This is a genomic window from Planctobacterium sp. R6, assembly GCF_055755215.1.
On record NZ_JBVTQY010000024.1, the window covers coordinates 20,015 to 46,100 of the forward strand.

At 48.5% G+C, this 26,086-nt stretch carries 24 protein-coding genes; 10 read left to right on the top strand and 14 right to left on the bottom strand.

All coding sequences use genetic code 11. The features are described 5' to 3' along the window. The first annotated feature begins 158 nt into the window (after nucleotides 1-158). From AC0J20_RS14975 to AC0J20_RS14990, 4 genes are read left to right on the top strand one after another with little or no spacing between them, the layout of a single operon-like run. A complete protein-coding gene (locus AC0J20_RS14975) occupies nucleotides 159-1,283 on the top strand; it encodes an S-(hydroxymethyl)glutathione dehydrogenase/class III alcohol dehydrogenase (protein ID WP_267498304.1) in 1,125 nt (374 codons plus the stop codon). Between the two features lie 29 nt (nucleotides 1,284-1,312). Then, nucleotides 1,313-2,146 (top strand): S-formylglutathione hydrolase, encoded by an 834-nt coding sequence (gene fghA, locus AC0J20_RS14980; protein WP_229530121.1) that lies wholly within the window; start codon nucleotides 1,313-1,315, stop codon nucleotides 2,144-2,146. Between the two features lie 25 nt (nucleotides 2,147-2,171). Next, complete coding sequence (locus tag AC0J20_RS14985) at nucleotides 2,172-3,377, top strand: multidrug effflux MFS transporter (RefSeq protein ID WP_473022283.1); 1,206 nt, start codon at nucleotides 2,172-2,174, stop codon at nucleotides 3,375-3,377. Nucleotides 3,378-3,416: 39 nt separating this feature from the next. After that, complete coding sequence (locus tag AC0J20_RS14990) at nucleotides 3,417-4,634, top strand: CaiB/BaiF CoA transferase family protein (RefSeq protein ID WP_473022284.1); 1,218 nt, start codon at nucleotides 3,417-3,419, stop codon at nucleotides 4,632-4,634. 15 nt (nucleotides 4,635-4,649) lie between these two features. Here the strand turns inward: AC0J20_RS14990 and AC0J20_RS14995 are convergent, their stop codons facing one another. The 3 genes from AC0J20_RS14995 to AC0J20_RS15005 form a co-directional block, all read right to left on the bottom strand. Then, nucleotides 4,650-5,492, bottom strand: coding sequence for a type 2 periplasmic-binding domain-containing protein (locus tag AC0J20_RS14995; protein WP_473022285.1), 843 nt, complete (start codon nucleotides 5,490-5,492; stop codon nucleotides 4,650-4,652). 91 nt (nucleotides 5,493-5,583) lie between these two features. Continuing rightward, complete coding sequence (locus AC0J20_RS15000) at nucleotides 5,584-8,616, bottom strand: response regulator (protein ID WP_473022286.1); 3,033 nt, start codon at nucleotides 8,614-8,616, stop codon at nucleotides 5,584-5,586. 126 nt (nucleotides 8,617-8,742) lie between these two features. Next, the gene (locus AC0J20_RS15005; RefSeq protein WP_473022288.1) at nucleotides 8,743-9,345 is read right to left on the bottom strand and encodes a tRNA-uridine aminocarboxypropyltransferase; all 603 of its coding nucleotides are present in this window, start codon (nucleotides 9,343-9,345) and stop codon (nucleotides 8,743-8,745) included. A gap of 17 nt (nucleotides 9,346-9,362) precedes the next feature. On the opposite strand from AC0J20_RS15005, the gene AC0J20_RS15010 reads away from it, so the two are divergent. After that, nucleotides 9,363-9,734 (top strand): MGMT family protein, encoded by a 372-nt coding sequence (locus tag AC0J20_RS15010; protein WP_473022326.1) that lies wholly within the window; start codon nucleotides 9,363-9,365, stop codon nucleotides 9,732-9,734. Between the two features lie 237 nt (nucleotides 9,735-9,971). On the opposite strand, the gene AC0J20_RS15015 is transcribed toward AC0J20_RS15010, so the two are convergent. After that, entirely contained in the window at nucleotides 9,972-10,955 is a 984-nt protein-coding gene (locus tag AC0J20_RS15015; protein WP_473022289.1) for a transposase, read from the bottom strand. A 216-nt stretch (nucleotides 10,956-11,171) separates the two neighbouring features. On the opposite strand from AC0J20_RS15015, the gene AC0J20_RS15020 reads away from it, so the two are divergent. Further along, nucleotides 11,172-11,528 carry a VOC family protein gene (locus AC0J20_RS15020; protein WP_473022290.1) on the top strand — a complete coding sequence of 119 codons (357 nt, stop codon included), beginning with the start codon at nucleotides 11,172-11,174 and terminating at the stop codon, nucleotides 11,526-11,528. Between the two features lie 70 nt (nucleotides 11,529-11,598). Here AC0J20_RS15020 and AC0J20_RS15025 read toward each other — a convergent pair whose 3' ends face one another. From AC0J20_RS15025 to crp, 5 genes are all read right to left on the bottom strand, one after another. After that, nucleotides 11,599-11,781: a hypothetical protein gene (locus AC0J20_RS15025; RefSeq protein WP_229530129.1), complete on the bottom strand. Its 183-nt coding sequence runs from the start codon at nucleotides 11,779-11,781 to the stop codon at nucleotides 11,599-11,601. 249 nt (nucleotides 11,782-12,030) lie between these two features. Next, nucleotides 12,031-13,287, bottom strand: coding sequence for an RNA polymerase sigma factor (locus tag AC0J20_RS15030; RefSeq protein ID WP_473022291.1), 1,257 nt, complete (start codon nucleotides 13,285-13,287; stop codon nucleotides 12,031-12,033). Beyond that, nucleotides 13,247-13,597, bottom strand: coding sequence for a YciI family protein (locus AC0J20_RS15035; protein WP_229530131.1), 351 nt, complete (start codon nucleotides 13,595-13,597; stop codon nucleotides 13,247-13,249). Before AC0J20_RS15035 ends, AC0J20_RS15030 begins: the two co-directional genes overlap by 41 nt. A 4-nt stretch (nucleotides 13,598-13,601) precedes the next feature. Then, nucleotides 13,602-13,988: a VOC family protein gene (locus AC0J20_RS15040; protein ID WP_473022292.1), complete on the bottom strand. Its 387-nt coding sequence runs from the start codon at nucleotides 13,986-13,988 to the stop codon at nucleotides 13,602-13,604. 75 nt (nucleotides 13,989-14,063) lie between these two features. Next, complete coding sequence (crp, locus tag AC0J20_RS15045; protein WP_377307080.1) at nucleotides 14,064-14,702, bottom strand: cAMP-activated global transcriptional regulator CRP; 639 nt, start codon at nucleotides 14,700-14,702, stop codon at nucleotides 14,064-14,066. A gap of 297 nt (nucleotides 14,703-14,999) precedes the next feature. Here crp and AC0J20_RS15050 point away from each other — a divergent pair, with 297 nt between their 5' ends. Then, complete coding sequence (locus AC0J20_RS15050) at nucleotides 15,000-15,611, top strand: DUF7010 family protein (RefSeq protein ID WP_473022293.1); 612 nt, start codon at nucleotides 15,000-15,002, stop codon at nucleotides 15,609-15,611. Here the strand turns inward: AC0J20_RS15050 and AC0J20_RS15055 are convergent. Together AC0J20_RS15055 and AC0J20_RS15060 are read right to left on the bottom strand one after the other, a co-directional pair. Beyond that, nucleotides 15,608-16,345, bottom strand: coding sequence for a M48 family metallopeptidase (locus AC0J20_RS15055; RefSeq protein ID WP_473022295.1), 738 nt, complete (start codon nucleotides 16,343-16,345; stop codon nucleotides 15,608-15,610). The genes AC0J20_RS15050 and AC0J20_RS15055 overlap by 4 nt on opposite strands. Before the next feature lie 55 nt (nucleotides 16,346-16,400). Then, the gene (locus AC0J20_RS15060) at nucleotides 16,401-16,883 is read right to left on the bottom strand and encodes a DUF3085 domain-containing protein (protein WP_473022296.1); all 483 of its coding nucleotides are present in this window, start codon (nucleotides 16,881-16,883) and stop codon (nucleotides 16,401-16,403) included. Between the two features lie 322 nt (nucleotides 16,884-17,205). On the opposite strand from AC0J20_RS15060, the gene hemN reads away from it, so the two are divergent. Continuing rightward, nucleotides 17,206-18,582: an oxygen-independent coproporphyrinogen III oxidase gene (gene hemN / locus AC0J20_RS15065; protein ID WP_473022297.1), complete on the top strand. Its 1,377-nt coding sequence runs from the start codon at nucleotides 17,206-17,208 to the stop codon at nucleotides 18,580-18,582. Between the two features lie 18 nt (nucleotides 18,583-18,600). Here the strand turns inward: hemN and AC0J20_RS15070 are convergent, their stop codons facing one another. The 3 genes from AC0J20_RS15070 to AC0J20_RS15080 all read right to left on the bottom strand — a co-directional run bounded on the left by AC0J20_RS15070 (nucleotide 18,601) and on the right by AC0J20_RS15080 (nucleotide 21,784). Further along, nucleotides 18,601-20,061, bottom strand: a complete 1,461-nt coding sequence (locus AC0J20_RS15070) for a sugar porter family MFS transporter (protein WP_229530138.1) — start codon at nucleotides 20,059-20,061, stop codon at nucleotides 18,601-18,603. A gap of 116 nt (nucleotides 20,062-20,177) precedes the next feature. Next, the gene (locus tag AC0J20_RS15075; RefSeq protein WP_473022298.1) at nucleotides 20,178-21,230 is read right to left on the bottom strand and encodes a FecR family protein; all 1,053 of its coding nucleotides are present in this window, start codon (nucleotides 21,228-21,230) and stop codon (nucleotides 20,178-20,180) included. Continuing rightward, nucleotides 21,227-21,784 carry an RNA polymerase sigma factor gene (locus AC0J20_RS15080; protein ID WP_473022299.1) on the bottom strand — a complete coding sequence of 186 codons (558 nt, stop codon included), beginning with the start codon at nucleotides 21,782-21,784 and terminating at the stop codon, nucleotides 21,227-21,229. The genes AC0J20_RS15075 and AC0J20_RS15080 overlap by 4 nt, the downstream gene beginning before the upstream one ends. A gap of 175 nt (nucleotides 21,785-21,959) precedes the next feature. Here AC0J20_RS15080 and AC0J20_RS15085 point away from each other — a divergent pair, with 175 nt between their 5' ends. Together AC0J20_RS15085 and AC0J20_RS15090 are read left to right on the top strand one after the other, a co-directional pair. Further along, complete coding sequence (locus AC0J20_RS15085; RefSeq protein WP_473022300.1) at nucleotides 21,960-22,856, top strand: diguanylate cyclase; 897 nt, start codon at nucleotides 21,960-21,962, stop codon at nucleotides 22,854-22,856. A 122-nt stretch (nucleotides 22,857-22,978) separates the two neighbouring features. After that, nucleotides 22,979-26,077, top strand: coding sequence for a TonB-dependent receptor (locus AC0J20_RS15090; RefSeq protein ID WP_473022301.1), 3,099 nt, complete (start codon nucleotides 22,979-22,981; stop codon nucleotides 26,075-26,077). Nucleotides 26,078-26,086 lie beyond the last annotated feature (9 nt).

A 26,086-nucleotide genomic window follows, 5' to 3' on the forward strand; every position in this document is an offset into this window, starting at 1 on the left:
TCCTTATTTACTACTAATCGGTATAAATCTATTTTTACCTGTAGCTCTGGTGTGCTTTAGCAATGACCAGAGCAAACATTCGATGTTCATCGTATCGACACGGTCTTCAGCTACTATGAAGGCCACGTATCGCATCACATTATAAAAAAGGAACAAGCATGACAGTACAAACTATCAAATCTCGCGCCGCCGTTGCCTGGGGACCAGGTGAGCCTTTGAAAATTGAAGAAGTTGATGTTATGCCGCCACAGGCGGGTGAAGTGCTCATTCGCATTGTCGCCAGTGGCGTGTGTCACACTGATGCTTTTACCTTGTCGGGTGACGATCCTGAGGGGATCTTCCCGGCCATTTTAGGTCACGAAGGAGGTGGTATTGTGGAACAGGTGGGCGAAGGTGTTACCGGCCTGGTGCCGGGAGATCACGTGATCCCATTGTATACCCCGGAATGTGGCGAGTGTAAGTTCTGTTTATCCGGTAAAACTAACCTGTGCCAGAAGATCCGGGTCACCCAGGGACAAGGATTGATGCCCGACGGTACCACGCGATTTTCTATAAATGGCCAACCCATATATCACTACATGGGCTGCTCTACGTTTTCTGAGTACACCGTTTTACCTGAAATTTCACTGGCAAAAGTCAATAAAGCCGCTCCGTTGGAGGAAGTGTGTTTGCTGGGATGTGGTGTTACAACCGGCATGGGTGCGGTACTCAATACCGCGAAGGTTAAAGCCGGCGACACGGTAGCGATATTTGGTCTGGGCGGCATCGGATTATCCGCGGTAATTGGCGCGGCTATGGCCAGGGCCAGCCGCATAATTGCCATCGACATCAATGAGTCCAAGTTTGAGCTGGCCAAAAAGTTAGGGGCCACGGAGTGTGTCAATCCGAAAAATTACGATAAACCTATTCAGGAAGTTATTGTCGAGTTAACCGATGGTGGCGTGGACTTTTCATTTGAATGTATCGGGAATGTTGACGTGATGCGCAGCGCCCTGGAATGCTGCCACAAAGGCTGGGGTGAATCCGTTATTATTGGTGTGGCTGGTGCCGGTCAGGAGATTTCCACACGGCCTTTCCAGCTGGTCACCGGAAGAGTCTGGCGTGGCACGGCGTTTGGTGGTGTCAAAGGCCGCTCTGAATTACCAGGCATCGTAGAGCAGTATCTGGCAGGTGATATTCCACTTCAGGAGTTTATCACTCACACCTTGCCACTGGATGAGATCAACGACGCTTTTGACCTGATGCACGAAGGCAAGAGTATCCGTTCTGTTATTCACTTTTAATTTAACCAGGTTCAGAGGAGGTTTTGCGCATGAAACAGCTATCGAATACCCGTGTTTTTGGAGGGCAATTAGCCCGTTATGAACACGTTGCCGTCTCGACTCACTGCAAGATGCGCTTTGCCATCTACCAGCCCCCACAGGCGCTGAAAGGGGCCAAATGTCCGGTGATTTTCTGGTTGTCGGGGCTGACCTGCAACGAAGAAAATTTTATGCAAAAAGCCGGAGCCCAGCGGGTTGCTGCGGAATTGGGCGTGATTCTGGTGGCCCCGGATACCTCGCCACGGGGCGAGTCTGTACCGGATGTGGATTATTACGATTTTGGTAAGGGGGCGGGGTTTTATGTCAATGCCACTCAGCCTCCCTGGGACACCCATTACAAGATGTATGATTACATTGCAAAAGAATTGCCGGAACTGATCCACAGTCAGTTTCCGAGCAATGGCCAGCAAAGTATCATGGGTCATTCAATGGGCGGGCATGGGGCACTGGTCATTGGGCTGCGCAATCAGCATCAGTTTAAAAGTATTTCGGCCTTTAGCCCTATTGCAAATCCGATGGATTGTCCCTGGGGTATTAAAGCCTTTACCGGTTATCTGGGAGAAGACCCTGGTGACTGGTGCGAATATGATGCGACCTATTTACTGGGGAACATCGAATGCCACCTACCAATTTTGATTGAGCAGGGGCTCGATGATGAGTTTTTGCAGGAACAACTCAAACCGGAAAATCTATGGCAGGTGGCGGAAGAAAAGGACGTAGCGGTAGAGTATCACGCTCATAAATCCTACGACCATAGCTATTATTTCATTGCTACCTTTATTGAAAAACACATGTTGTTCCACGCCCGGCACTTAGCTGACTGAACAATATCTCGCTGAGAAAAACACCTTGAAAGATACACCGATGGGGAAAACAGAGTTTATAGCTCTGTTTGCCCTGCTTATGTCGTTGACGGCACTAACTATTGACGCCATGTTACCGGCGTTGCCTCTGATTGCCCGGGATTTGCTGATCACTGACAGCAACGATACGCAACTGGTGATCAGCATGTTTATCCTGGGCTCAGTCTTCGGGGAAATGTTGTTTGGTGCATTTTCCGATGCTTACGGGCGGCGCAAGACGGTTGTGGCCGGCGTTGCCTGTTATCTTGTGGGGACTTTAATCGCCATTTTCTCGCAAAGCTTAACCCTCTTATTGCTGGGCAGGGTCTTACAGGGCTTTGGCATTTCCGGTAGTCGGATTGGGGCAAGAGCATTGATCAGAGATTTGTACCGCGGTGAGCAAATGGCGCAGATCATGTCAGTGATCATGGTGATATTTATACTGGTGCCTATGATGGCGCCGTTGTTGGGCCAGGTGATCATGCTACAGTTTGGCTGGCGCGCCATATTTGTTGCCTTTTTGATATTTTCCGTGTTGGTACTCAGCTGGTTTTTATTGCGTCAGCCAGAAACCTTGTTACCTGAAAGACGCATTCCCTTGTCGTTCAGCAACTTGTTCCACTGTCTCAAATTGATTCTGGGGCACCGACGAGTGATGGCGTATTGCTCAGTCACCGGCCTGACATTTGGGGCAATGTTAGTGTATCTGAGTACCTCGCAAGCGATGTTCAGTGACTTTTATCAGGTGGTGGATGAATTTCCTCTGTATTTTGCGTTGCTGGCCGCTGGTGTCGGGGCCTCAGCATTTATCAATAGTCGTATTGTAGTGCGTTACGGAATGCACCGGGTTTCGGTGTGGGCGCTGTTGGGCATGACGGCTGTGGGGCTGTTGCTTTTGCTGGGTACCTGGTTTAATTTTGGGGTGCCGCCGATGTGGTTATTTCTGAGTTGTTTTATGTTTATCCTGTTTTTTATGGGTTTTATCTTCGGCAATATCAATGCCATGTCTATGGAGTGGCTGGGCGGAATGGCGGGCATCGGCAATTCGGTGGTGGGGTCGTTGTCCAGCCTGATGTCAGTGACGGTGGCCGTGCTGGTGGGCCAACTATACAACGCAACGGCCTATCCGGTTGTGATTTGTTTTACCACAGTGGCATTGATCAGTCTTGCGCTGTTGCGCTATGCCAGACTTTCTCCTGCGGTTTCACTGTAGTATTTTTTAAAAGCTGGCGCTTTATTCAGGAAAATATCAATGAAAAACGGATCACAAGCCAATCCCGGCAGACCGCTTGATGGCATCAGAGTTATCGAATTTGGACAATTGTTGGCAGGACCTTTTGCCGGTTGTATTTTGGGTTATTTCGGCGCCGAAGTGATCAAAGTCGAACCGCCGGGCGGTGATCCCATTCGCGGCTGGCGAGAAGTTCAGGACGGCACTTCATTGTGGTGGCGTAGCATTGGTCGTAATAAAAAATCCGTTACCCTGGATCTGAAACAACAGGCCGGGCGTGACGTGGCCAAAAAGTTACTGGCAAAAGCCGATGTACTGATTGAAAACTTTCGTCCCGGTGTCATGGAGAATTGGGGCCTGGGTCCGGAACAAATAAAGGCACTCAATCCCGGACTGGTGTATGCGCGCATTTCCGGGTTTGGTCAAACCGGGCCCTATTCGCAAAAGCCCGGATTTGCCTCTGTTTGTGAGGGTATAAGCGGTTTCAGGCATCTGAACGGTTATCCGGGCGATGTGCCGGTGCGACCTAATCTGAGTCTCGGCGATACGATTTCAGGTATTCATGCGGCTTTGGGTATCGCTTTAGCCCTGATTCAGCGCCAAAAAGACGAGCAGCATCAGGGACAGGTGGTAGACGTGGCGTTGTATGAATCCATGTTTAATTTACTGGAAGCCGTGATCCCCGAATATTCTGGGGCCGGGGTAGTGCGAGAGGCATCCGGAACAACGGTTACCGGCATCGTACCCACCAATACCTATTGTTGTAAAGACGGCAAATATGTGGTGATAGGCGGTAACGGCGACTCCATTTTCAAACGGTTAATGCAGGCGGCGCATCGGGAAGATTTAGCAGACGATCCGCGCTTAGCAAACAACAGTGGCCGGGTGGTGCACGAAGCTGAAATTGACGCTGTGTTAAAACACTGGTGCGCCGGACAAAGTGCGGAAAGTGTGCTGAATGTGTTGGCTGAATACCGGGTACCGGCCGGCCCCATCTACAATGCCAAAGACATGATGGAAGACCCTCACTTTAATGCCCGAGCATTGTTTGAATCCGTTGAAATCGACGGTAAACCGCTAAAAGTTCCGGCAATCTTACCCAGGCTGACCAATACTCCGGGAAAAACCGACTGGCCGGGAGATAAAGTCGGTAGCCACAATCATCAGGTATTTGCTGAGTTACTGGGAATGGACGAGACGGAACTGCAAATATTGAAAACCCAGGGCGTGATCCTGTAGGGCCGAGAACAGGCGTTATTGGCTTTTTAAGGCCTCGTATTTTCCCAGTAATTCACTGAAATGCTGCTGCCGAATCTGGCTGGCTGTTTGCCAGATAGTATTGACCAGTTCCGGATGTGTATGGGCAAATGCTTTGCTGAACACCAGATATCCGTGTTTTGTGACCAGTACCGGTGAATGGGCAATAATGTTCATTGAGCGCCCGGCATTTTGCCACAAAAAGCTGCCCCCAGACTCACAATAAGTGACAGCGCCGGCGGTCACTGATTTGGCTAATAATTCCATCGCGGAATGCGAAGAATTGGTTAATACCAGAGGCACATCATGGCGCTCCAGAAATTCCACAATACTGTAGCCCTGAGGCACACTGATGGGTTTGTCTGGTATGTATTTAAACTCCTGGCCGTTCCAGCTGAATTGACTGTCGGCGTGGGTGAACAAACAGTATTGTGAGGTGAGCAACGCTTGCTTGCTGTCGGGCATGCCATTGAATTTTGGGTACAGTCCGATATTGTCTCTGGCGGGTCTGAATCCGGCAATCAGCACATCAGACTGATTGTGTTTGAGTTCATTGAGACAACGTTTCCAGGGAACCCGGTGAAACTCAATCGTCAGACCGGGAATTCTGGATTCCATAATTTTCATCAGTTCCACAAAAATGCCCGGATTTTCTTTTGGGGGGGCCGGGCCTGTGCCTAAAAAGTAGGGGGCTAACTCTTGCTCTTCGTAGCAGAGTTTTAGTGTGATTTGGTGGCTGTTAGTGTTGTTTTGCTCTGCTTTGCTGTTTTGCGCGGCAAGGCTGGCGCACAATAGTGCCATGGATATCAGTATGACAGTGCAAAAAAGTACCGTACGCAACTGGCCGCTCCAAATCAACTTGCTATATGGTTCAAAGCATAGCCCAAAAAATCACAATTCCCCGATTTCTTTGTTGAAAGTTCAGCAGGCGCTAAAATTCAGCTTCAACAAATCGATTTTTGACAGAATCAATCAGGGTTTCGAATTGGGATTGCCACGCCTGGACCTGGCTAACGTCGGATTGACCAGCTTGTATTGTCGCTTCCATCTCGGTGGCTAATTGCCACAACGGTTGCCAGGCGAACTTTTTGGCTCTGGGGGTAATTCTGTTCAGGTAAAGTTTGGCAATATTGAATTCGCCCCGTGTCAGACATGCCCAGAGTTGGGCAATTTCGTCGTCTATTCGCAAAACAAAAGCCTGCAATTCTGTGAGTAACAGTTCCACGTCCATATCATGACGCGCTACTGCCTGGGGTATCTCAATACCCGGTAACTCACAACAGAGTCGGGCCAGTTTGAGCGACGGTGGCACTACCGCGTTGAGCTTTTCCTGTTCACCGGCTTTCAGCAACTGTTCTATATCGGCAAACTTTTGGCCCACCAGAGCAAACCCAAAGGATCCGGCGGCACCTTTGATACGGTGGGCTATTTCACCTGCTTCCTGTAGTTCTTGTTGTGCCCAGTGATGTTCAAAACTATCCAGTTGTTTGATCAGGTCACGGTGATAGTCGATCACCAAAGGCAACATCTCATCATTGCTAAACAAACTGTCGGTACTCCCCTGAGATCTCAGGTGTTTAGTGAGTGTGGCGATGAAGTCCTGTCTCACAATGGGCTTGGCTAAATGACCGGTGAAGCCTTTGCGCATGTACTCCTCGATCTCATGTTTCATATTGTTTGCGGTCAACGCGATTACAGGTAAAGTATAGCCGTACTTGCGCAAGGTTTCAGTGGCTTCATCTCCCCGCATTCTGGGCATCTGTATATCCATAAGTATCAAATCGTATTCGTTTTCAAATACCATCTGTAATGCAGAGTCACCATCCTCGGCTTCTGAGACTTCAACATTCATACGTTTGAGAATGATTTTTATCAGATCCCGGTTATTTGGGTGGTCGTCTACCAGGAGAATTTTGTTGCCGGAGAAGTCGGGCATTTCTGCAGATGGTTCCGTAGCATCATTACGGCTTTCCATAAATTCGGATACAGAGTGTAACATAGTTGATTGGGGAGTCGGGCAAGCCTTGATGCGCACTTCAAAGCAGGCGCCAAGCTGCGGCGAACTGTGCGCAGAAATGTCTCCACCCAGGCCTATGGCGAGACGCCGGGAAATACTCAGGCCCAATCCCGTGCCGCCGAATTGTCGGGACACTGATGCGCCGCCCTGCTCGAAGGGATCAAAGATGGCATTGAGTTTTTCCTGCGACATGCCAATACCGGTATCTTTGACGGTCACTACCAGTTCAGGGTCGGTAAAATTGATATCAATATCCACCTGGCCTTGTTCGGTAAATTTCACCGCATTATTGGTCAGGTTCAACAGGATCTGTTTAAAGCGATAGGGATCGGTGGTGACCTCAGATGGGATAGGAAAATGATAATTTAAACTGAACCCCAGGCCCTTGTCTCTGGCCCGGTGAGCTATCACCGATTCCACCTGACTCAGCACTTCCACGATAGAACAGGGCAACATTTCGTATTCCAGCTTATCGGCTTCGATTTTACTGATATCCAGGATGTCGCTGATAATGTGCAGCAGGTGGTTTCCGTTCTGGGAAATGACGCGTAACACCCGATCCTGTTCTTCGCGATTGATATCGCCTTCCAATATCCCGTCTGCATAACCAATAATCGCTGTTAGTGGCGTTCGTATCTCGTGGCTCATATTGGCCAGAAAGTGGCTTTTGGCACTACTGGCTTCCTGAAGTTCGCTGATCAGGTGTTCTAAAGCAACATTGGCTTCAGCCAGGGCTTCGGTGCGTTCATAAACTTTTTGTTCCAGGTTGTTGGCAAACTGCCGGTTTTCCATGGTGATCAGACTGACCTTAGCGGCAAGTGATAAAGACAGCAGAATACAGCCGGTGGTGCTGGATAGCAGACCGATAAAAATAATACTGACGGAGGTATCGATGGCCGGATGCAGAAATGCTGCGCTCCAGAGAATGGATTGCAGGGCAAACGCCGAGTAAGCAAAAATAAAAAAGCGGGCTGGCTTATACTGTCGACGCCAGGCGATAGCACCGGCAATCAGGCTGGTTACAATCACCAGTGAAACTGAGGCGTATGCGACAAAAATGCCTATCAGAGGCAAAAAGGCGGTGATGGGGGTCACCACAATGCATATCCAGAAGGAAGCCATTAAGACGCTGTCCAATAGCCCGGATATGGTTTTGAGATTGAGGAAGGCGCGGGTAAATAAAATAGAAAAAGCGGCGCTCAATAAAAACGGTGGAATTAAAAACAGGTCCGGCAATGGATTAAAAAACAGCTTTAATAGGCCGATGATATTGGCCCAGCCAAACGCCAAAAAGGCCGAGCAAAATGTGAAATACAAATAGGTCAGTTCTTTACTGGCGTAAAATAAAAATACGTTGTAGATACTCAGGGCCAACAACATACCAAGCGCTAACAACATCAAAATGGATTTGCTGTTTACCTGGTCATTAACTGCATGTTCGGCGATGAGTTTTATTTTAGGTGCCACCAGGGTGAACTGGCTTTCGAAAATCAGCAACAGGGTACCGGTGACACCGGTGGGAATGTCTATGTAATTGCCTTGTTGCAGATTGATATCGCCCATGTGATGCAATCCGCTTGTTCCTGACTGTTGTGCCTGATCTTCATAAAAGTACAGGTGTACAGTTTCAGCAATGGGGCTGATGGGGTTCACGAACCAACGCGTTTGTTGCGTGGTGTTAAGCAGTTTGCTGACAACCACCAGTTGACCCTGAGAGTCGGAATCCTGTCCGATGGGAGTTAATTGTGCCAACCACTGGGATAGCTCTGATGCGGCTGCGGGAGGGGGGGCTGATTTGCTGTACAGCTGTTGATTTTGCGCGACGGGAACAAAGTGGGCAGCTTCTGTGAGTTCTAATCTGCTCGTTTCTGCATTGGTCAGCTGCCAGCAGTGGCTGACCGCCAGTATCCAGAAAGTGATTAATCCTTTAACAATCCGACTTTTCATAGTGGTAAAAAGCTCAGTCCTTTAACGAGATGATAAATACGCCAACTCTAGTATAGAGAAATTTTAAAAATCCGCCTGACGTAATTTGAGTACTTTTCGCTGATGGCTCAGGTTTACGGTAAAAAATTACTCTTGTAAAGAGGGGTTATCCGGTCCGGTTGCAGAAAAGGATTCAGTGCGTTGCTGAAATTGCTCAAATAAGGTTAATAAATCCTGGGTGTTGATGACGTTTTCCAGACTATAGGCAATGGCTTCTAAGGTTGATAGTTGCCCTGGAGCGTGATTTTTCCTGATACGGTATTGACCAACTGGCGCTTCGGTCAGCCTGTAACAGGGGATGTCCCATAACCAGGGATTTAAATGCCAGATTTTTCTGGCCTTGCGCCAGGTGGCATCAATGTAGATCAAATTGCACGATGGCAAATCAGGCTGCGCACCTGATTGCGGGTGGCTATTTGCCGTGGGGAAAAAGCAGCCCCATTGGTGAGGCTGTTTTTCAGTGAGTTGTGTTAAAGCGGCAAAGTCAGTCGCGGCCTCACCGCACCAGATCTGTACTGAAGGCAGCAATTGTTTTACCAGGCGCAAGGTGTTTTTGCTATGCTGAATTTCATCCGGATGCTGCAGAACATGTATGGCCCCCGAATAAGAAATCGTCTGAAATTGCGCTACCAGGGCACATATGCAGGTTTTTTCCGGAAAAAGGCAATTTGAACAATAACGTCTGGCCATACGAGGAGTCTTTAAGCGTGCAGGAAAACAATCAAAATACAAAAGATACAGGACACCCATCTTACGCGAGAATCTGGCAAACCACATTACAAATTCCGTCGGGAAAGGTGGCAAGTTATGGACAAATTGCGGATTTGTCCGGTCTGCCGGGACGAGCCCGTATGGTGGGTAAAGCGTTGGGATACGCGCCCAAAGCGCTGCAGGTACCCTGGTATCGTGTGTTACGTTCAGATGGCCGGATCGCATTTCCACCGGGTAGCGAACACGCCTTGCTTCAAACCGGACTATTGCAGGAAGAAAATGTCGTAGTGCTAAACAACCGGGTGAAATTAAAGACGTTTCAGTGGCAACCCGATCTGGCGGAATTATTGTTTAAACTACAGCATTGATTTTTATCAGAGTTTTTATCAAGACAGCCATGTTAAATTCCAGGTCCAACTTCCTGTTAATGGACAAGATTTGTCAATGAACAAGGCGTGATCAGCAGTTTTGCGGGTGTTTCTTAGTTTTTTGCGGGCAGTTTTTTGAATTTCGCGTGCAACAGCAACCATTTGTTGCGTCTGCATGTACGGGCAGACCTTACCTTGACAGTAATCGAGCTTAATTTGCGTAAGGAGTGGGGGATGTTATCCAAACAACCGTATCGCGCTGTTTTTATCTCTGAGCCGTTTTAGTTTGTGTCGATGCCGGTAGGCCTCAAGATAAGACTCACTGCCCGCGGCGTGGTGAAAACAATCCTCAAACTGGGTGGTAAGCTCCTGCCACTGCATCGGTGTAATGTTGATGCGCTGCAGCATCGCGGGTACAGAGCCGTCAATTGCCCCTTTTTTATCCGGCACGATTGCTCTGCCGGTGATATCCACCAGTGCCAGGTAATCGGCTAATTGAAAAGGCAGGCCGTGGGGCCTGTCATCGTTGTGACTTCCGACAAAAGGTGTCAGATATCGCGGTGTTTTACCTGCTCTGGCAGCATTGATGCGATACTGAATACTGGTGTGGTCAGATTGTTCCGGCGTTTTGGCAATGCCGGCCCTGATTGGGTTTAAATCCACATACGCCATGCAGGCAGCAAGTGCCGCTTCATCCAGTAACGCCTGGGATTTAAAACGTCCCTCCCAGAACCTGCCGGTACACTCATCTTCCCTGTTGGCCTCTCTGGCAATGTATTCGTTTAATGAGCGCATAAACCAGCTGATATCGGTGAGTCGTTGTCGCCAGACTTCAACAGTTTCCGCAAGGGTAGCCATTTGAGGTTCATGCATGTGTTGTCGCTGCACAGGATTCAGGAACTGGTGACTCAGCAATGTACCTTTGTGTAACCGGTGCCAGCGGTGAATCACTTCTTCAGTATCCCAGCTGTCTGACAAAGCTTTATGGATGTGTAAAACAAGGTGCGTGTGGTTGCTCATCACGGCATAGGCACAGACATCAATGGCGAATATCTGAGATAAAAAATGAATCCGGTCCTGAACCCACTGACGGCGGTGTTCATAGCTGATGCCGGTGAGTTTGTCCTGACCACACAAATAGGCCCTGCGCACACAGCGGGAAACACAATGGTAATAGGGGGTATCTTCAAGGCTGATTTGTGCCTTCCTGGCTTTTGGCATCTGAACTCCTCCTGAGTCTGATAAGAATTACTTCTATTTTGCACAAATCAGTGAGTTTGAAAACTGTACCTAAGTACAGTTTTGATGGCTGTCTACTTAATTCGCTCTTAATTTTGTCCAGGTAATTTTGATGGGTGTCATGTTAGGGACTGCTGACAGATATTGGTAGTGGGGGGCGTTAGGGTGTGGTTTTTGTATTTCCGGGGATATCAGACGATGAAAATGAATTATTTTGTTGTGGGCACAAACAATATGGATGCTGCTACCAGGTTTTACGATGTGCTGTTTGAGAGTGAAAATTTACAAAAGCTGAAGGCTTCTGACAGGATGACCTACTGGTTGGGAGAGGATTTTGCATTTGCTGTTGCGCTGCCATTTAACGAACAACCAGCAACAAATGGCAATGGGACTATGTTGGGCTTCAATGTGGGAACGGGGGATCAGGTTGTAAAGCTGTACAACAAGGCTATTAACCTGGGAGGTACCTGCGAAGGCCAACCAAATCAGAGAGGGCCTCGCTTTTCCGCTTATGTCCGTGATTTAGACAAAAACAAAATATGTTTCTCAGATTGAATGTTACATTCAGGCAATCTGTTACTGCAAAATCAGCTGCGCCAGTTGTAAATGACGCGCTTCATGCAGGTCAGCCGGTTTGCACATCTTTAATAATGATGGCTAACTGATCTACTGTCACATCTGAGGGGCAAACCCCTTTGTTTACCAGTTCTGTATGGACTTTGTCTGGTTTTTGCAGCCAATCTGATTGTGCATTGCGTTTAATGTATTTGCCTAACTGTTTCTGCATACTTCTGGTTAAACAAGACATACAGCCTCCTGAATTACCTTACGTCGACTCGCGCGGAAATTGACCTTGTTATTTCCGGGCGTGCTCGCCCATAACCCAATTTATCCGGTCGGTATACACAGGTTATCGGCTTTATCTGTTTCCAACTTTAACGATTATCTGCCAGCAAATATTCACCTATAACAAGATATTTTTGACAGCTCTTAAAGTTCAGTATTATTGAAAGCATGGTGTATGCCAACTTCAGGAAGGCGTATTTATTTTATTCTGTCAGGCCTGTCGCAAAGTCTCTGCTTGCCTGGCAAAGTGATTCTTTTCATGACTCGAGCTGCTGAACATTTCTGCCAGAGTAAAATTTTCTATCGCGGCCGGTATATTTTTCAATCGCAGGGAAATATCTGCTTTAACGGCATAAAATGGCGCGTATTGTGCCAGCGCTGCAGAAGCTTCCAATTGATTAAGTTGTGCTATCGCACACTCAGGACCACGAGACATACTCATTGCATAGATGGCATTTAACTCTACAACGGGTGACGTATCAAGGTTCAAATGCACTCTGTACAGAGCTTCTATTTCAGCCCAGTCGGTATCTGACCATTGCTTTGTATGACAGTGCACTCCCTGAATTGCAGCCTGAATTTGATAAACCCCTAAAGCTTGTCTTTGCATGGCTGTCTTCAGTATTTCATGGGCCTCTGTGATGTAATCCGGGTGCCATAACGCCCGGTTTTGTTCTGACAGCGGGATAATTTCTCCGCTTGCATCAAATCTAGCTGGTTGTCGAGCCTGATGGAATAACATCAGGGCTAACATACCTTCTGTTTCAGCCTGCTGTGGGATTAACCGGGACAATCGCCGCACCAAAAAACAGGCATTTTTTTGCAATTCCAGTGTATCTTCTCTTTGATTTGCGCCGCTGTTGAACATCAGGTAGAGGGTTTTTAATACCGCGTTAAGTCTTCCCGGCAGATGCTTTGGCTCAGGGATCACAAAGGGGATTGCCGCCTGCTTTATCTTGCGTTTGGTTCGGGTGAGACGTTGTTCCAGTGTCTTTTGTGACAACAGTAATGCTTGTGCCACTTCCGCGGTGGTTAATCCGGCTACCGTGTTCAGGGTCAATGCCACTTGTTTGTCGAATTCCAGTGCCGGATGACAACAGGTAAAGATCAGCTTTAGTTGCTCATCACCAAATTGTGTATCTGTCAGTTCGTCAGTGGCTTCCTGTTGTTCAGAAACCAACTGTTGGACTTTTTCCCGGGTCATTTGGTGATGGCGATATTTGTCTATGAATTTATTTTTAGCGGTGATTTTTAACCAGGCTGGTGGATTTTCAGGGGGCTTTTGAGGCCATTGTTGCAATGCCAGCAGAAAGGTTTCGTGCCAAATTTCCTGAGCCTGATCTAAATCTTCGGTGAGGCGCAATAAATACGCCAGCATCGGTTGCGAATACTGGCGGTACGTGCTTTCCAGCAGGGTGACTGACACGCTATTCCTGATACCACAATGGGCGGATTTCAATGCTGCCATATTCGGCACTGGGGATCATGGCCGCAACTTCTGTCGCCTGATCCAAATCCCGGCACTCCACCAGGAAAAACCCGCCCAACTGTTCTTTGGTTTCCGCAAAGGGGCCATCTGATACCAATGTCTGACCTTCGCGCACCTTCACTGTGGTGGCTGTCTCAGTCGGCGTCAGTCTTTTTCCATCCAGGAAGACGTTTTGCTGCTGTAGTTGTTCCACCACCTGGTTGTATCTTGCCACCAGTGCGTCATCCCAGCTTTCGCCTTGCTGTTGCTCCCAGGCTTCGTTAGCGTAAATCATTAAAAGGTATTTCATTGGTTCAGGCTCCGGATTGAGGTTCATATTGTATAGCAGATAGCAGGGCACCCTGGGGATCCTGAAACACAATAAAGTATCCCACACCGTCAATTGCAGTTGGCGGCGTTAACAATGTGCCATTGAGTGATTGGACTTTGTCGGCGGTGGCCTGAATGTCTGAGACGGTAACATATTGGCCCCAGCAAGGTGGTTGTTCCGGCGTTGGACAAGCCATGATTCCGGCTATTTTTTCCTTGTCGCACAGGGCGACGAAATAGTCCTGCCCCTGCATATCCATGGTTTCAAATTGCCAGCCAAATAATTGTCCGTAAAACTCAACCGCCTGTTTTGGGGCTGAGGTCATTAATTCAGACCAGGAAAAGTGGTTAGAAGTCAGGTTATTGCTCATGAAGTATCTCCAGTTTTATGAGTTTTCAATACCCTGACGAACAAGCCTGGTAGATTTCTACAACCCCTTTTAAATTTATTGTAAAACCACAATACTGTGACCTTCAAAGGCCACTAATCCCTGATCTTCAAGGCTTTTTAAAACCTTGCCCACCATTTCCCGGGTACAGCCTACATGACGACTCAACTCCTGGCGGGTGATTTTCAGCATTATGCCATCCGGGTGTGTAATGGCATCGGGTTGATTGATCAGATCCAGTAAGCAACCCGCAACGCGTCCGGTAACATCGAGAAAGGCCAGATCTGTTACTTTTTTAGACGTTTTACGCAAACGTGCGGTTAATTGTTTGGAAATTGCCATTAAAATGTCGGGACGGCTGCGCGCCAGAATCTCGAATTTGTCGTAGGCGATTTCGGCAACCTGGCAAACTGTACGGGTGCGAATGGTAGCACTGCGCTCAGATTTTTCGTCAAACAGCCCCATTTCACCGAAAAACGAGCCCTGATTGAGATAGGCTAACACAATATCTTTATCGCCTTCGTGCTGACGGGTAACCGACACTGAGCCTTTTAATAAAAAGTACAGTTTTTGGGTGTGTTCACCTTGTCTGACAATCACCGCATGGCGGCGATATTCTTTAATCGTGCAGTGTGTTAAAAAGTTATCCAGAAATTCCACGTCTTTCACATCATATTGATTATTTAAATCTGACACTTGTTGTTACCCATAACCAGTTTATAAGGTTAAGTGCCACCGTCAGGTACAAAGCACACGAGCCGATAGCAGAAATTTTTTATAAGTATGGCGTAAATCCGGGATTTTGCCTGAAACACTTAAAACCGACTTTTAAACCCGAACATTAATCGCATGAAGTTTAAAGTGGCCGGCGTCTGCTGTAATACGACCTGTTATCGAAACAAATAAGAATGTATTTGTCATAATACCCATGTGTTTTGTTTATCGGCAATGGAAAGTTTTCTATCAGAACAATAATGTGGGCTGCTTCACAACATGATAGATTTTAGTGTCGATAAATATCAGGGTCTGAGTGGCAGGCCGGTTATCTGCACTTCAATGATCAGGGGGCTGGAAATGGAATTGGTAGAGTCACAGGCAGAAATGCGTGTCGTTTACGTAAACGGAGCAACCGGCGTGCTGGTTTCCGGATTGATATGGTGTCTGGCGGGAAGCGTGGGTATTTATAGCAACGCCCACAGCAGCATGTTGGCCCTGTTTCTGGGAGGTCTGTTTATTTTTCCCCTTTCTGTTGCGTTAGCCAAACTTTTAGGAGCAACGGGTAAACATTCAGCGCAGAACAAACTGGGCACATTGGCAATAGAGAGTTTAGGCGTGTTATTTGGGGGCTTGTTCGTTGCTTTTGTCGCGGCACAGTACAATCCGCATCTGTTCTTTCCCGTTATGCTGGTAGCCATAGGGGCCAGATATTTAATGTTTCAGACCTTATACGGTTTAACCCTGTATTGGCTGTTAGGTGGTTTGCTAATGGCGTCAGGGTTTTTAGCTGCCATTTTGCAATGGCCGTTTTTTGCTGCCGCCTTTATCGGGGGAGGACTTGAGCTCTTATTTGCTGTGGCGTTGTACCTCAAGAGGCCAGAGCACTAAACTGACATCACCTGAGTTTTCAGTATCTGATCGGCATTGCGCCAGTCAGGCAGGAAGTGATCCATCAACTGATAAAAGCGTTTGTTGTGGGATGCTTCCAGTAAATGCACCAGTTCATGCACCAGAACCATTTCAGCACAGCTTCGCGGGTACTGAGCCAGTTGCACATTGAGCCAGATGCGGTGCCGGGTAACGTTGCAACTGCCCCATTTGGTTTTCATGTTTCTGATACCACTAAACTTTGTATGGACACCCATCTTATCTTGCCAAAGTGGCAATGCTTGTTCCATATACTTCTGTAACGCCCCGCGCCAGATTTTCTGGTGCAATAGCGCAATTTCTTGCTGATGCTGAATTGGGGTTCTGATAAAGATAGTCGCGTTTTGCTGGTCAATTTCAAATGGCGTTTTGATTGCCGGGCGCACCTCGATACAAAAGGCTTTACCCCACAGGCTGACTTGTCTGGCGTTGTTTTGTTCTGCCTTGCTGTGATTAGCTGCCATTACACGCTGCAGCTGTTGCTCTACCCATCCGGATCTGGCATCGAGAAAGCGAATAATCTCGTGATCTGTGATGCCATGTGGGCAACTCAGTGCCAACTCGCCGGTATCTCTTACCCGGAGCCGGATGGACTTCATGGTTTTGCGGGTGATCTGAACCTCATGACTCTGCCACCTGAGAGCAGATTTGCGGTGAGCCTGATTGCGTTTTTTGGGGAAGCGGAAAAAGGGCATTAAATGTGAAATCAGCTTAAATGCCGGCCGTGCTGTTCACACTGCCGGCATTTGATTATGCTGCTGATTGACTGGGTTGACCAATTTCAACCACCAGGGTGTCAGATTTTGCGCGGATAGCGGCTACAACATCCGCAATCGGCACCATCTGAATCACTTCACCCGGTGCAATTTGGCGGGTGTATTTAGCCCAGTTGTCATCAGATATTGGATTGCAGCCTTTCGCAAAGGCAATAGCACCGCGTCTGAAAGGGGTCAGTTCGTCCTTCAGGTTATTGCAAATGTACAAGCCTTTGTCATTTTTCATGAGCAACGCTCTGGGGATTTTGCTGCTGATAATGCGGCTGGAATCTGGCCAAAACTTTTCTTCAGCGGCTTCCGCCTGTGCTTTGGTTCGACCATGAGCATCCAGAATAATGCCATCCGGATACAGGCTTTCCATAAATATGTGTTCAATGGTGGGGTAAAGTACCACGTCGCCCTGAAGCTCCCGCATCAGGTTATTAATATCAGATAAATTAAAAACAGCTGCCGCCATTTCGTTTTATCTCCTGTGTAAACTGCTAAATCAGGTTCAGGCTCTTTGGCGAAGTCTGGCTGGAAACAGTTGCAGAGCCTGATTATTGGACCGCAGATTGTAGCGGAACGCGTCAGGAAATCATCTTATTTTTTTAGAAAATTTTTCCTGTCTGTGGTGCTTTTTTATACGATTTTGTTGCCTTAAACGAGAATTCTGCGCACGCTTGCACGATTGTGCAGAAATGCAGGCCAGGATCACGCAAAAACTTGATACAGATTAAGGTTTAGAAATTGCCAGAAGTTAAGCTGAGTACCCATTTAACAACAGGCTTGGGCGGTACATGTACTCTGATAACAGCGCTTTATTTAACAGCAAAATACTGGAAAAATATGCCACTTCCGGACCACGTTATACCTCTTACCCCACGGCGCTGGAGTTTAAAGACAGCTTCACCGACCGACAGTTTCGAAAGGCCGCTCTGTTAGCGGTAAACCCTGATCTGGCCATTTATATTCATGTGCCATTTTGTCACAGCCTTTGTTATTACTGTGGCTGCAACAAGGTGATCACCCGCAACCGCGACAAGATCAGCAAGTATGTTCATTATCTGCGGAAAGAAATCAGTTTACGGGCTGCACTGTTCAAAAATCATCAGATAGTGCAGATCCATTTTGGTGGTGGTACGCCGGGTATGCTGTCGCTTACCGAAATCAAAGATATCTTGTGGGGGATTTGCAATGACTACAAGGTGCGTTGCAATCCTGAAATCAGTATCGAGATTGATCCCAGAGAAACTTCAGAAGCCTATATACAGGGGTTGGCTGAACTTGGTGTTAACCGAATTAGCATGGGTGTCCAGGATACGAATCCGCAGGTGCAGATAGCCATCAACCGGGTTCAGGATACGGATATGGTGAAGCGTCTTTGCCGTGTATCCCGCGCCAGCGGCATAGGTTCGGTGAATCTGGATCTGATTTATGGCCTGCCGTTTCAAAATTTAGCGACTTTTGAGCAAACCCTTGAGGATGTGCTGGCGATAGATCCGCAACGGATTTCTCTGTTTAACTATGCCCACCTGCCACAGAAATTTCCGGCGCAGCGCAAGATAAAAGACCAATGGTTACCGACTGGCGAGCACAAACTGGCTTTGATGCGCCTGGCAGTTATGACATTGACCCGGGCTGGTTATGTGATGATTGGCATTGATCATTTTGCCAAACCCGATGATGAACTGGCACTGGCCCTCAAAGCGCGGCGTCTCGGACGAAACTTTCAGGGGTACAGCAGTATTCAACATGCAGATCTGCTGGGCTTTGGTGTCAGCGCGATCAGTTCCGTGTGTCATATCTATAGCCAAAACCTGAAGCATACCGCTGACTATTACCGCCAACTGGATGAACAGCAACATGCGATTGAACGCGGCCTGGTGCAATCAGAGGAGGATCAACTTCGGGGTTTTGTTATCCGGGCATTGATGACCAATCTTTATGTGAGTTTTAGTGAAGTCGAAGAGTTATTCGAAATTGACTTTAAGTCGCACTTTGCGCAGGAATTGCAGACACTGAGCACCTTTGCTGACGACGGGTTAGTGAGTATCCAGGAAAAGCAAATCCTGGTTCATGAGTGTGCCAGATTGCTGGTGCGAAATATCTGCATGGTATTTGACCAATATTTGCCCCAGCATCAAACGGCTCAGCGCTTTTCAAAGGTATTATGACGTTCAGTTAAGGCAGAACTACATTTCTTCCAGCCTTCGGCCGCGTGTTTCTTTGACGTAACGCAATACAAAAAACAGGCTGATCAGGGCACTGGAGGCATATAATCCGTAAGCGCCGCCCAGTCCGGTTTGAGTTAACAGGATGGGGAAAGTCATGGTTACCACGAAGTTTGCCAGCCATTGCGCACTGGCGGCTAACGCCAAAGCGGCACCGCGAATTCGGTTGTTAAACATTTCGCCTAGCAGTACCCAGACAACCGGTCCCCAACTCATGCCAAAAAATACGATATACAGATTGGCTGCAACCAGTGCTAAAGTTCCCATGCCTTCGGTGAGCGCCAGTTTGCCGGCCTCATCTAAACCTGCCGTGCTGAATAACCAGGTCAATGTAGCCAACATCACCGCCATACCGGAACTGCCGATAATCAGCAGCGGTTTGCGGCCAATTTTGTCTATTAACGCGATGGCAATAAAGGTAGACACTACATTGGTAACACCGCCCAAAACGTTGATAAACAAAGATTGCGATTCATCAAATCCGGCCGCCTGCCAAAGCTCAGCACCATAATAAAATACTACATTGATGCCCACAAATTGCTGGAACACTGACAGTGCTACGCCTACCCAGATAATGGGATGAATTTTGCGGGTGCCGCTGATAAACAGGTCCCGCAGGGCAGGTTTATGGCTGCTTTGCAACGAGCGTTTAATTTCACTAACCTGGGCGTTCGCCACGCCGGGTGCGATGCGCTCAAATACGCTCTTTGCGTCAGATTCGCGGCCCTGTGCCACCAAAAAGCGTGGCGATTCAGGGATCAGGATGACACCGATGAAAAACAAGCTGGCGGGAATGATTTCCATCCAGAACATCCAGCGCCAGGCTGCGATCCCAAACCAGCCAGGCTCACTGGCTCCGCCGGTGTAAGAAGCGATGGTAAAGTTACTCATAAAAGCGGCAAATAAGCCCAACACTATGGCCATTTGCTGCAAGGTGGCCAGTCGGCCTCGCAGGCTGGCGGGAGCAACTTCAGAAATATAAGCCGGTGCCAGTACTGACGCTGCACCTACGCCTAATCCGCCCAGTAACCGATAAAAGATGAACGCCATAGAACTGTCAGCAATACCGGAGCCATAAGCGCTGATGGCAAATACGATTGCTGTGACTATCATCACCGGTTTGCGCCCTAATTTATCGGCCACTGGCCCGGCCATTAATGCTCCTAAGGCACAACCCAGTAAGACAGATGCCACATTAAAACCCGTGGCGACATCAGTGGCATTAAAGGCTTTTTCCAGTGCGCCCACTGTGCCATTGATGACACCTGAGTCAAAGCCGAATAAAAAACCGCCAATGGCCGCTACCGCTGAGATAAATATCACATAGGCCACCGAGACCGCCTGATCTTCGGCGGCGGTGATTTGTTCTACCTGAGCAGCGCTGATGCCGCCCTGGTTTGGCTGTTCAATAGTTTCTGACATGATTATGGTCTCATTATGGGGTCATAGAATGGATGATAGATGGACAATAGCACAGGTTTTAACACATTCTTGCAGACAGAGGCCACAGCATTGGCTGTGGCATCCTGTTGCAACTCTTAACTGCCCCGGCGCAAAACAATGCGGTTATCCGAAGTACGTTGGTTTTCAATGGCAAAGTTCTGTTGCAGCGCGCTGAGAAAACCATTCAGGTCATTGGTTTTAAATAATCCTGCTACCTGAATGTGGTTCAGTTCATTCTGCGGGAGTTCGAAAGTCACTGCATTGTAGCGGCTGACCTCAGCCAATACCTGTTGCAATGGTTCCCCTCTGAACACCAGATTGCCCTGCTGCCAGGATAATGCTGCATTAATATCTGCCGTTTCTACGGTTTCTATGGTTGGGGCCGCTACGGTCAGCAGCGACTTTTGCCCCTGCACCAATGATGGCAGGCTGTCGTCCAGTCGATTTTGCATGGGGCGCAGTGGATCCGGCTGATCTTCAGCTTGTCTGGCCACTCTGACTTTGCCTTCTGTGACGATCAACTCCACCTGATCTTCAAGGAGTTCAACATTGAATGCTGTGCCTACCGCCTGAATGATTTGTCCGGCGGCGTATACGCTCAGTGGTCTTTCGGTGTTATGGGCCACCTGTATGTGAATTTCACCTTCAAACAGTTCTATTACCCGCTGTTGTTCCATAAAGGTCACTTTAACGGAGGTGTTGGTATTGACCGACAACAGGCTGCCGTCAGACAAGGTAACTTTTTTCGAGTCGCCGGTACCTGTCTCAAAGCGCTGCTCTGACAAAACCACAAGTTCACTGTCAGACAGCCAGGAGTCCCCCGCACTTAGCCACAAAAAGGTAAATAACATGGCAACAAACGCCACCGATGCGGCCATGGCTAAAGGCGCGCGGCGAGACTGTTTAACCGGTGGTTCCGGGAACAGCGATTTTAATCGCTCCAGCGCGGCCATGTTGTCCCACAGTTTCGCCATTTTAAACAACATCTCACGGTGCTCTTCTGAAGACTGCAGCCAGGTTTTCAGTTGCTGCTCTTCTTCGAGACTCAGCCCCCGGTCCATTTTGGCTATCCATTCTGCTGCAGAATCCAGCGCACTGTTGTTTGCGGCTTTGGCGGTAGTACGGATAGGTACAACATTATTGTTCATAGCGATTTACCTGTTACAGAAGCCTTGTCAGCGGGTACAGGCGCGCCTTGCTCTTTTTGCATGACATAGAGCATGCTGCGCTTCATTCCCTGAGCGATATGTTTTTCAATGGTACTTTCACTAATATTCATCATTTTTGCTATTTCCTTTTGGGAATAGCCGTACACCTTTTTAAGGACAAATACTTTGCGGCAGACAACCGGTAGTAGCCGCACCGCTTCACAAAAGTGACCAAATTCCTGGTCACTGACTACGCTTTGCAAGGTGTTATCGACCGTTTGTTCCAACATCATACTGTCAAGACTGTCTTCTGGTGAATCAGTCAGACGGGTTTCCGCTCTTTTTAAATGATCCAGAGCGAGGTTTTTGGCGGTACGGTACAAAAAAGATCGGGGCTCAGAGATCGACCTGGGTTGCTCTACCTGACAAAGTCGAACGTAAGTTTCCTGTACAATATCTTCCACCTCTTTCGGCGGCACCAGACGCGACACCATACGTGACAGTCCGTTTCTGGCTGCCATGTAAGCGTCATGGATTGTAGAGTCTAAAGGCATATTGTTCTGTTATTGATTGCAATCATTCATCAAAACGAGCCACACGCAAAAATCCGCCAGCCGATATTAAAAAAAATTTTAAAACACGACTGGGGGATTTTTAATGCTGGCTCGTCGAACTCTTAATTTAACATATTTATAACATTTTAAGCCTTATTTTCAGAACAGGTAAGCCATGCTGCGTATTGATAAATTATTCCTGATTGGCATTTGCACTACAGGTTGGTTGTTATTGGTTATTTGCTTTAACACGCAGGCCAATGAGTACCTGATTGTGCATCCCAAGTCCAATGACCCAAAAGAAAACCTGATCGCAGAAATTTTAAAACTGGCCCTGCGTAAAACCAGAGACAGCGCCCGTTATCAGTTTCAGCCGTTGCCTAATGCCCAGACAGAAGGGCGTTCCATGGAAATGTTAAAAGAAGGCGGCATGAGCGTGATGTGGGCGGGCACGCAAAAACACTATGAGCAGTCGCTGCTGCCGATTCGCATTCCGGTGTTAAAAGGCATGTTAGGACACCGTATTTTTATCATTCGTCAGGGAGAGGAAAGCCGCTATTCAAAGGTTAACAACTTAGTCGATTTGCAGCGATTTTCCGTAGGGCAGGGGCGCTTTTGGGGAGATACTGTGGTGCTAAAGCACGCAGGCCTGAATGTGGTTACTCCGGTGAAGTATGAAAGTTTGTTTCCTATGCTGGAGGGGGGCCGGTTTGATTTGTTTCCCCGGGCTATCCATGAACCCTGGAGTGAAGTCAGTGCGCGAACTGCGTTAAATCTGAGTATCGAGCCTCGGTTACTGTTGATTTATCCCTTTGCCATGTATTTTTTTGTGGCCCCGGACAATCAAACGCTTGCGCAGGCGATAGAGCTTGGTTTTAACCAGGCCATCGAAGATGGCTCCTACGATCAGTTATTTTTCGCTCACCCCATGATCAAAGATGCGATAACCTTAGCGCGGCTGCAGGAGCGGGTGGTGATTCGCCTGGAAAACCCCAACATGAGTGACCAAACGCCTCTTGAAGACGAACGCTTATGGCTGAATATTGAACAGTTGAGACTCAGCAACCGATGAAATGGCAGAGCAAAAATAGGGGGCGTTAGGGTTTTTGGCTATGCTGTGTAGAGCTAATCCGAAAATCGGCGCAGGCATCATCATTATTAATCTTTGCAGGACACTGAATTACTAAGCTTACTATGGCGTTATCTTCTCGCAAATCAGACATTAAACGTTTACGGCGCAGCGCCGTAGCGACAGCATTGATGTTGGCAATGTCGGGTGTGATGGCTGCAGAAGGTAACCCTCTCAGGCGATTTCAGATAGAAAGTAAACCCGCTGACGAAGCGCTCATCGAGTTTGCATCACAGGGCAATCTGACCGTGGTGTTTCCCTACTCATTGGTGAAAGACGTGCAGGCCAATGCGGTGCGTGGTTACTTTCCGGCACCGGATGCCATTCACCGGTTGCTGGCAGACACCCGATTGCAGGCCAGAATTGCTGACAATAATCAGATCATCATCTCAGAAAAGCCGCAGGAACCGCCTGAAGTAAAATCACTGTTTGCGCAATTTATTGATTTTATTCGTGGTGATGACAACCTGATCACCATAGAACCTGCCAAGGATATCAGCCCCTATGAACACATTATGGTGCGGGGGTATCGCGCCAGTATCCGGGAGTCGCAGAGCATCAAGCGGGAATCTGACGTAGTGATGGATAACATTCAGGCCGTGGAAATTGGTAAATTGCCGGATCAGAATCTGGCGGAGTCGTTGCAGCGTATTGCCGGTGTCTCTATTGACCGGGCGGAAGGTGAAGGACAGTTTGTGACGGTGCGGGGATTTGGGCCGGAGTTTAACCGGGTACTGCTGAATGGCCGACAAATGGCTACCGATAATTTAGGCCGCGAATTTAGTTTTGATACCCTGGCATCGGAAATCGTCAGTGGCGTCAATGTTTATAAAACTCAGAATGCCAGACAGCAATCCGGTAGCATTGGAGCAACCATTGATGTGCAAACCGCCAGACCCCTGTCGATACCGCATTTTCAGTTTGTGGGCAGTGTTAAAGGCTTGTATGACCGCAATAGCCGGGATCTATCACCTCAGTATTCTGCCCTGATCTCCAACACCTGGCAGAACAACCGGTTTGGTGCGTTGCTGGCTTACAACCAGCAGCAGCGGGACGCGCGCATTGACGAAGCGCAAATGGACGGCTGGTTGGTAAATACCAATATTCCGCACAGCGAAGTGCTCACCGAAACCGATAACATATTTGTGCCCCGCAATTATGATCACCGGGTGCGTTTTGATGAACGCAAACGCACCGGCAGTACGCTGGTGTTGCAATACCGCCCTGATGACAATCTGGAATTTGTAGCGGATGCCCTGCACACCCGGCTGGATGTCAGTACTAACGCGACGTCGATGGGGCACTGGTTCACTTCCAGTAATCTGGAACAGGTAAGCACGGACAGCCACGGTACCGTCGTGTCTTTTGAACAGAACATTGGTCATGCCACCGATTTTCACGCGCGAACCTTCGACAGGCCGGCGAAAATTGATGCCATTGGACTGAATATGGAGTGGCGGCCGGACAGCGCATTCAGCTGGGAAGTGGACTGGTCTTATTCACAGGCAGAAATTGACGATACCAGTGGCGCGGCCAATGCCTTGTCGCTGATTGGTTATCTCAATCGCTCCCGGTTTGAACTGGTGGAAAATGCACTATTGCCGCGTATTTATGGTTTTGAGACGGCCAGTGATATTGTGTCTGATGCCAATGGAAATAATGTCGGTGTTAGCCATTATCTGGACCCGGCCAACGGACGCGCTCATGTGATGTTGCGCCGGGGCTGGCATATACGTGATGAAGTGCGGCAATTTCGTATTGATGGCAACTGGGACGATGCTTTTCAGCAGCCCTTTTATCTGGATTTTGGTTATCAGTACACTGAGCAGGTGAAAAGTAACACGCGCTACGACAATGAAGATAACGCCCGGCATTGTCAGTATTGTGGTTACTTTGATGAGCCGGACCTTCCGGATGAGTTTCAACAGGTGTTCAGTGCCGGTGATGATTTCCTTAGCAGCGTTCCCGGCCATCAGTGGATACCCAAACAATGGCTGCGCCATGATAGTCAGCAGTTGTTTGCATATCTGGAGTCGTTTGGCGAAACCAATTTAGGTGCCACCAAGCGCGGCAGTTCGTTTACGGTTACCGAACAGGTACAGGGGGCATACATTGATTTTGTACTCAATCACACCTTACTGGATAACCCCGTTACCCTGCACAGCGGCTTGCGCTACGAGCATACCCGGGTGCATATCTCCGGCTTTATTGAACAGTTGCAGCGACTGGACATCCTGGATCAAACCGAGCTGGGACCGGTAACCGGCGCTTTGCAGCCGGTGGCGTTTCGCAATCAGTACCACAACTGGCTGCCTTCTCTGAATGTAAAATGGGAGCTGAGCGACCAACTGACCGCGCGGCTGGCCTGGTCGCGTTCTCTGACCCGGCCCACCATTTCTCAGTTATCACCCGGCGTGACGCTGAACACCACCCGGCAAGGCGGCGACTTGCGGGCCAGTTCCGGCAATACTCAGCTACAACCCTTTGAGTCGGAAAATCTGGATGTGTTTCTGGAATATTATTACGCCCGCAACAGCTATTTATCAGCGGGTTATTTTGTTAAACGCGTTAGCAACTTTATCACTACTCAAACCTCACCGGTGGTGTTTGGTGAGGTTACCGACCCCAGTACCGGGAGTGATCCAACCGCACCGGACGCTGACGATGCGCTGGCGGAATTTGATTTGGTACAACCGCAAAACGGTGAGCAGGCCAAAGTTCAGGGCGTGGAACTCAGTATAAGTCACCAGTTTGGGGATACGGGATTTAGTGTGCTGGGGAATATGACGCTGGTGGACAGCAACGCACAATTAAAACGGGACGATATCAGCAACAAGTTTGCCCTGACGGGACTCAGTGATTCCGCCAATCTGGTGTTGTTTTACGATAAGGATAAATGGCAGTGGCGCCTGGCCTGGAATCGCCGGGAAGGCTTTTTGCAGTCGCTGGTGCAGCGGCAAAGCTCCGAGCCGACCTTTGTTGCCCCATACAAACAACTGGACATGAGTGTCAGTTTCGACATTAACCCCAATCTGTCGATTTTTCTGGAAGGCATTAACCTCAGTAATGAAGTGGTGCACAAGCACGGCCGTTATGCCAATCAATTGTTGCTAATTCAGGATACCGGAACCCGCTATTCTTTTGGTATTCGCGGCAAACTCTAAGCCGCACTC

Bases quoted from the DNA above. Each gene is read 5' to 3' on its own strand.
- AC0J20_RS14975 (WP_267498304.1), top strand. From the start codon at position 159: ATGACAGTACAAACTATCAAATCTCGCGCCGCCGTTGCCTGGGGACCA.
- fghA (WP_229530121.1), top strand. From the start codon at position 1,313: ATGAAACAGCTATCGAATACCCGTGTTTTTGGAGGGCAATTAGCCCGT.
- AC0J20_RS14990 (WP_473022284.1), top strand. From the start codon at position 3,417: ATGAAAAACGGATCACAAGCCAATCCCGGCAGACCGCTTGATGGCATC.
- AC0J20_RS15000 (WP_473022286.1), bottom strand. From the start codon at position 8,616: ATGAAAAGTCGGATTGTTAAAGGATTAATCACTTTCTGGATACTGGCG.
- AC0J20_RS15005 (WP_473022288.1), bottom strand. From the start codon at position 9,345: ATGGCCAGACGTTATTGTTCAAATTGCCTTTTTCCGGAAAAAACCTGC.
- AC0J20_RS15015 (WP_473022289.1), bottom strand. From the start codon at position 10,955: ATGCCAAAAGCCAGGAAGGCACAAATCAGCCTTGAAGATACCCCCTAT.
- AC0J20_RS15020 (WP_473022290.1), top strand. From the start codon at position 11,172: ATGAAAATGAATTATTTTGTTGTGGGCACAAACAATATGGATGCTGCT.
- AC0J20_RS15025 (WP_229530129.1), bottom strand. From the start codon at position 11,781: ATGTCTTGTTTAACCAGAAGTATGCAGAAACAGTTAGGCAAATACATT.
- AC0J20_RS15030 (WP_473022291.1), bottom strand. From the start codon at position 13,287: ATGGCAGCATTGAAATCCGCCCATTGTGGTATCAGGAATAGCGTGTCA.
- AC0J20_RS15035 (WP_229530131.1), bottom strand. From the start codon at position 13,597: ATGAAATACCTTTTAATGATTTACGCTAACGAAGCCTGGGAGCAACAG.
- AC0J20_RS15040 (WP_473022292.1), bottom strand. From the start codon at position 13,988: ATGAGCAATAACCTGACTTCTAACCACTTTTCCTGGTCTGAATTAATG.
- AC0J20_RS15050 (WP_473022293.1), top strand. From the start codon at position 15,000: ATGATAGATTTTAGTGTCGATAAATATCAGGGTCTGAGTGGCAGGCCG.
- AC0J20_RS15055 (WP_473022295.1), bottom strand. From the start codon at position 16,345: ATGCCCTTTTTCCGCTTCCCCAAAAAACGCAATCAGGCTCACCGCAAA.
- AC0J20_RS15060 (WP_473022296.1), bottom strand. From the start codon at position 16,883: ATGGCGGCAGCTGTTTTTAATTTATCTGATATTAATAACCTGATGCGG.
- hemN (WP_473022297.1), top strand. From the start codon at position 17,206: ATGTACTCTGATAACAGCGCTTTATTTAACAGCAAAATACTGGAAAAA.
- AC0J20_RS15070 (WP_229530138.1), bottom strand. From the start codon at position 20,061: ATGTCAGAAACTATTGAACAGCCAAACCAGGGCGGCATCAGCGCTGCT.
- AC0J20_RS15075 (WP_473022298.1), bottom strand. From the start codon at position 21,230: ATGAACAATAATGTTGTACCTATCCGTACTACCGCCAAAGCCGCAAAC.
- AC0J20_RS15080 (WP_473022299.1), bottom strand. From the start codon at position 21,784: ATGCCTTTAGACTCTACAATCCATGACGCTTACATGGCAGCCAGAAAC.
- AC0J20_RS15085 (WP_473022300.1), top strand. From the start codon at position 21,960: ATGCTGCGTATTGATAAATTATTCCTGATTGGCATTTGCACTACAGGT.
- AC0J20_RS15090 (WP_473022301.1), top strand. From the start codon at position 22,979: ATGGCGTTATCTTCTCGCAAATCAGACATTAAACGTTTACGGCGCAGC.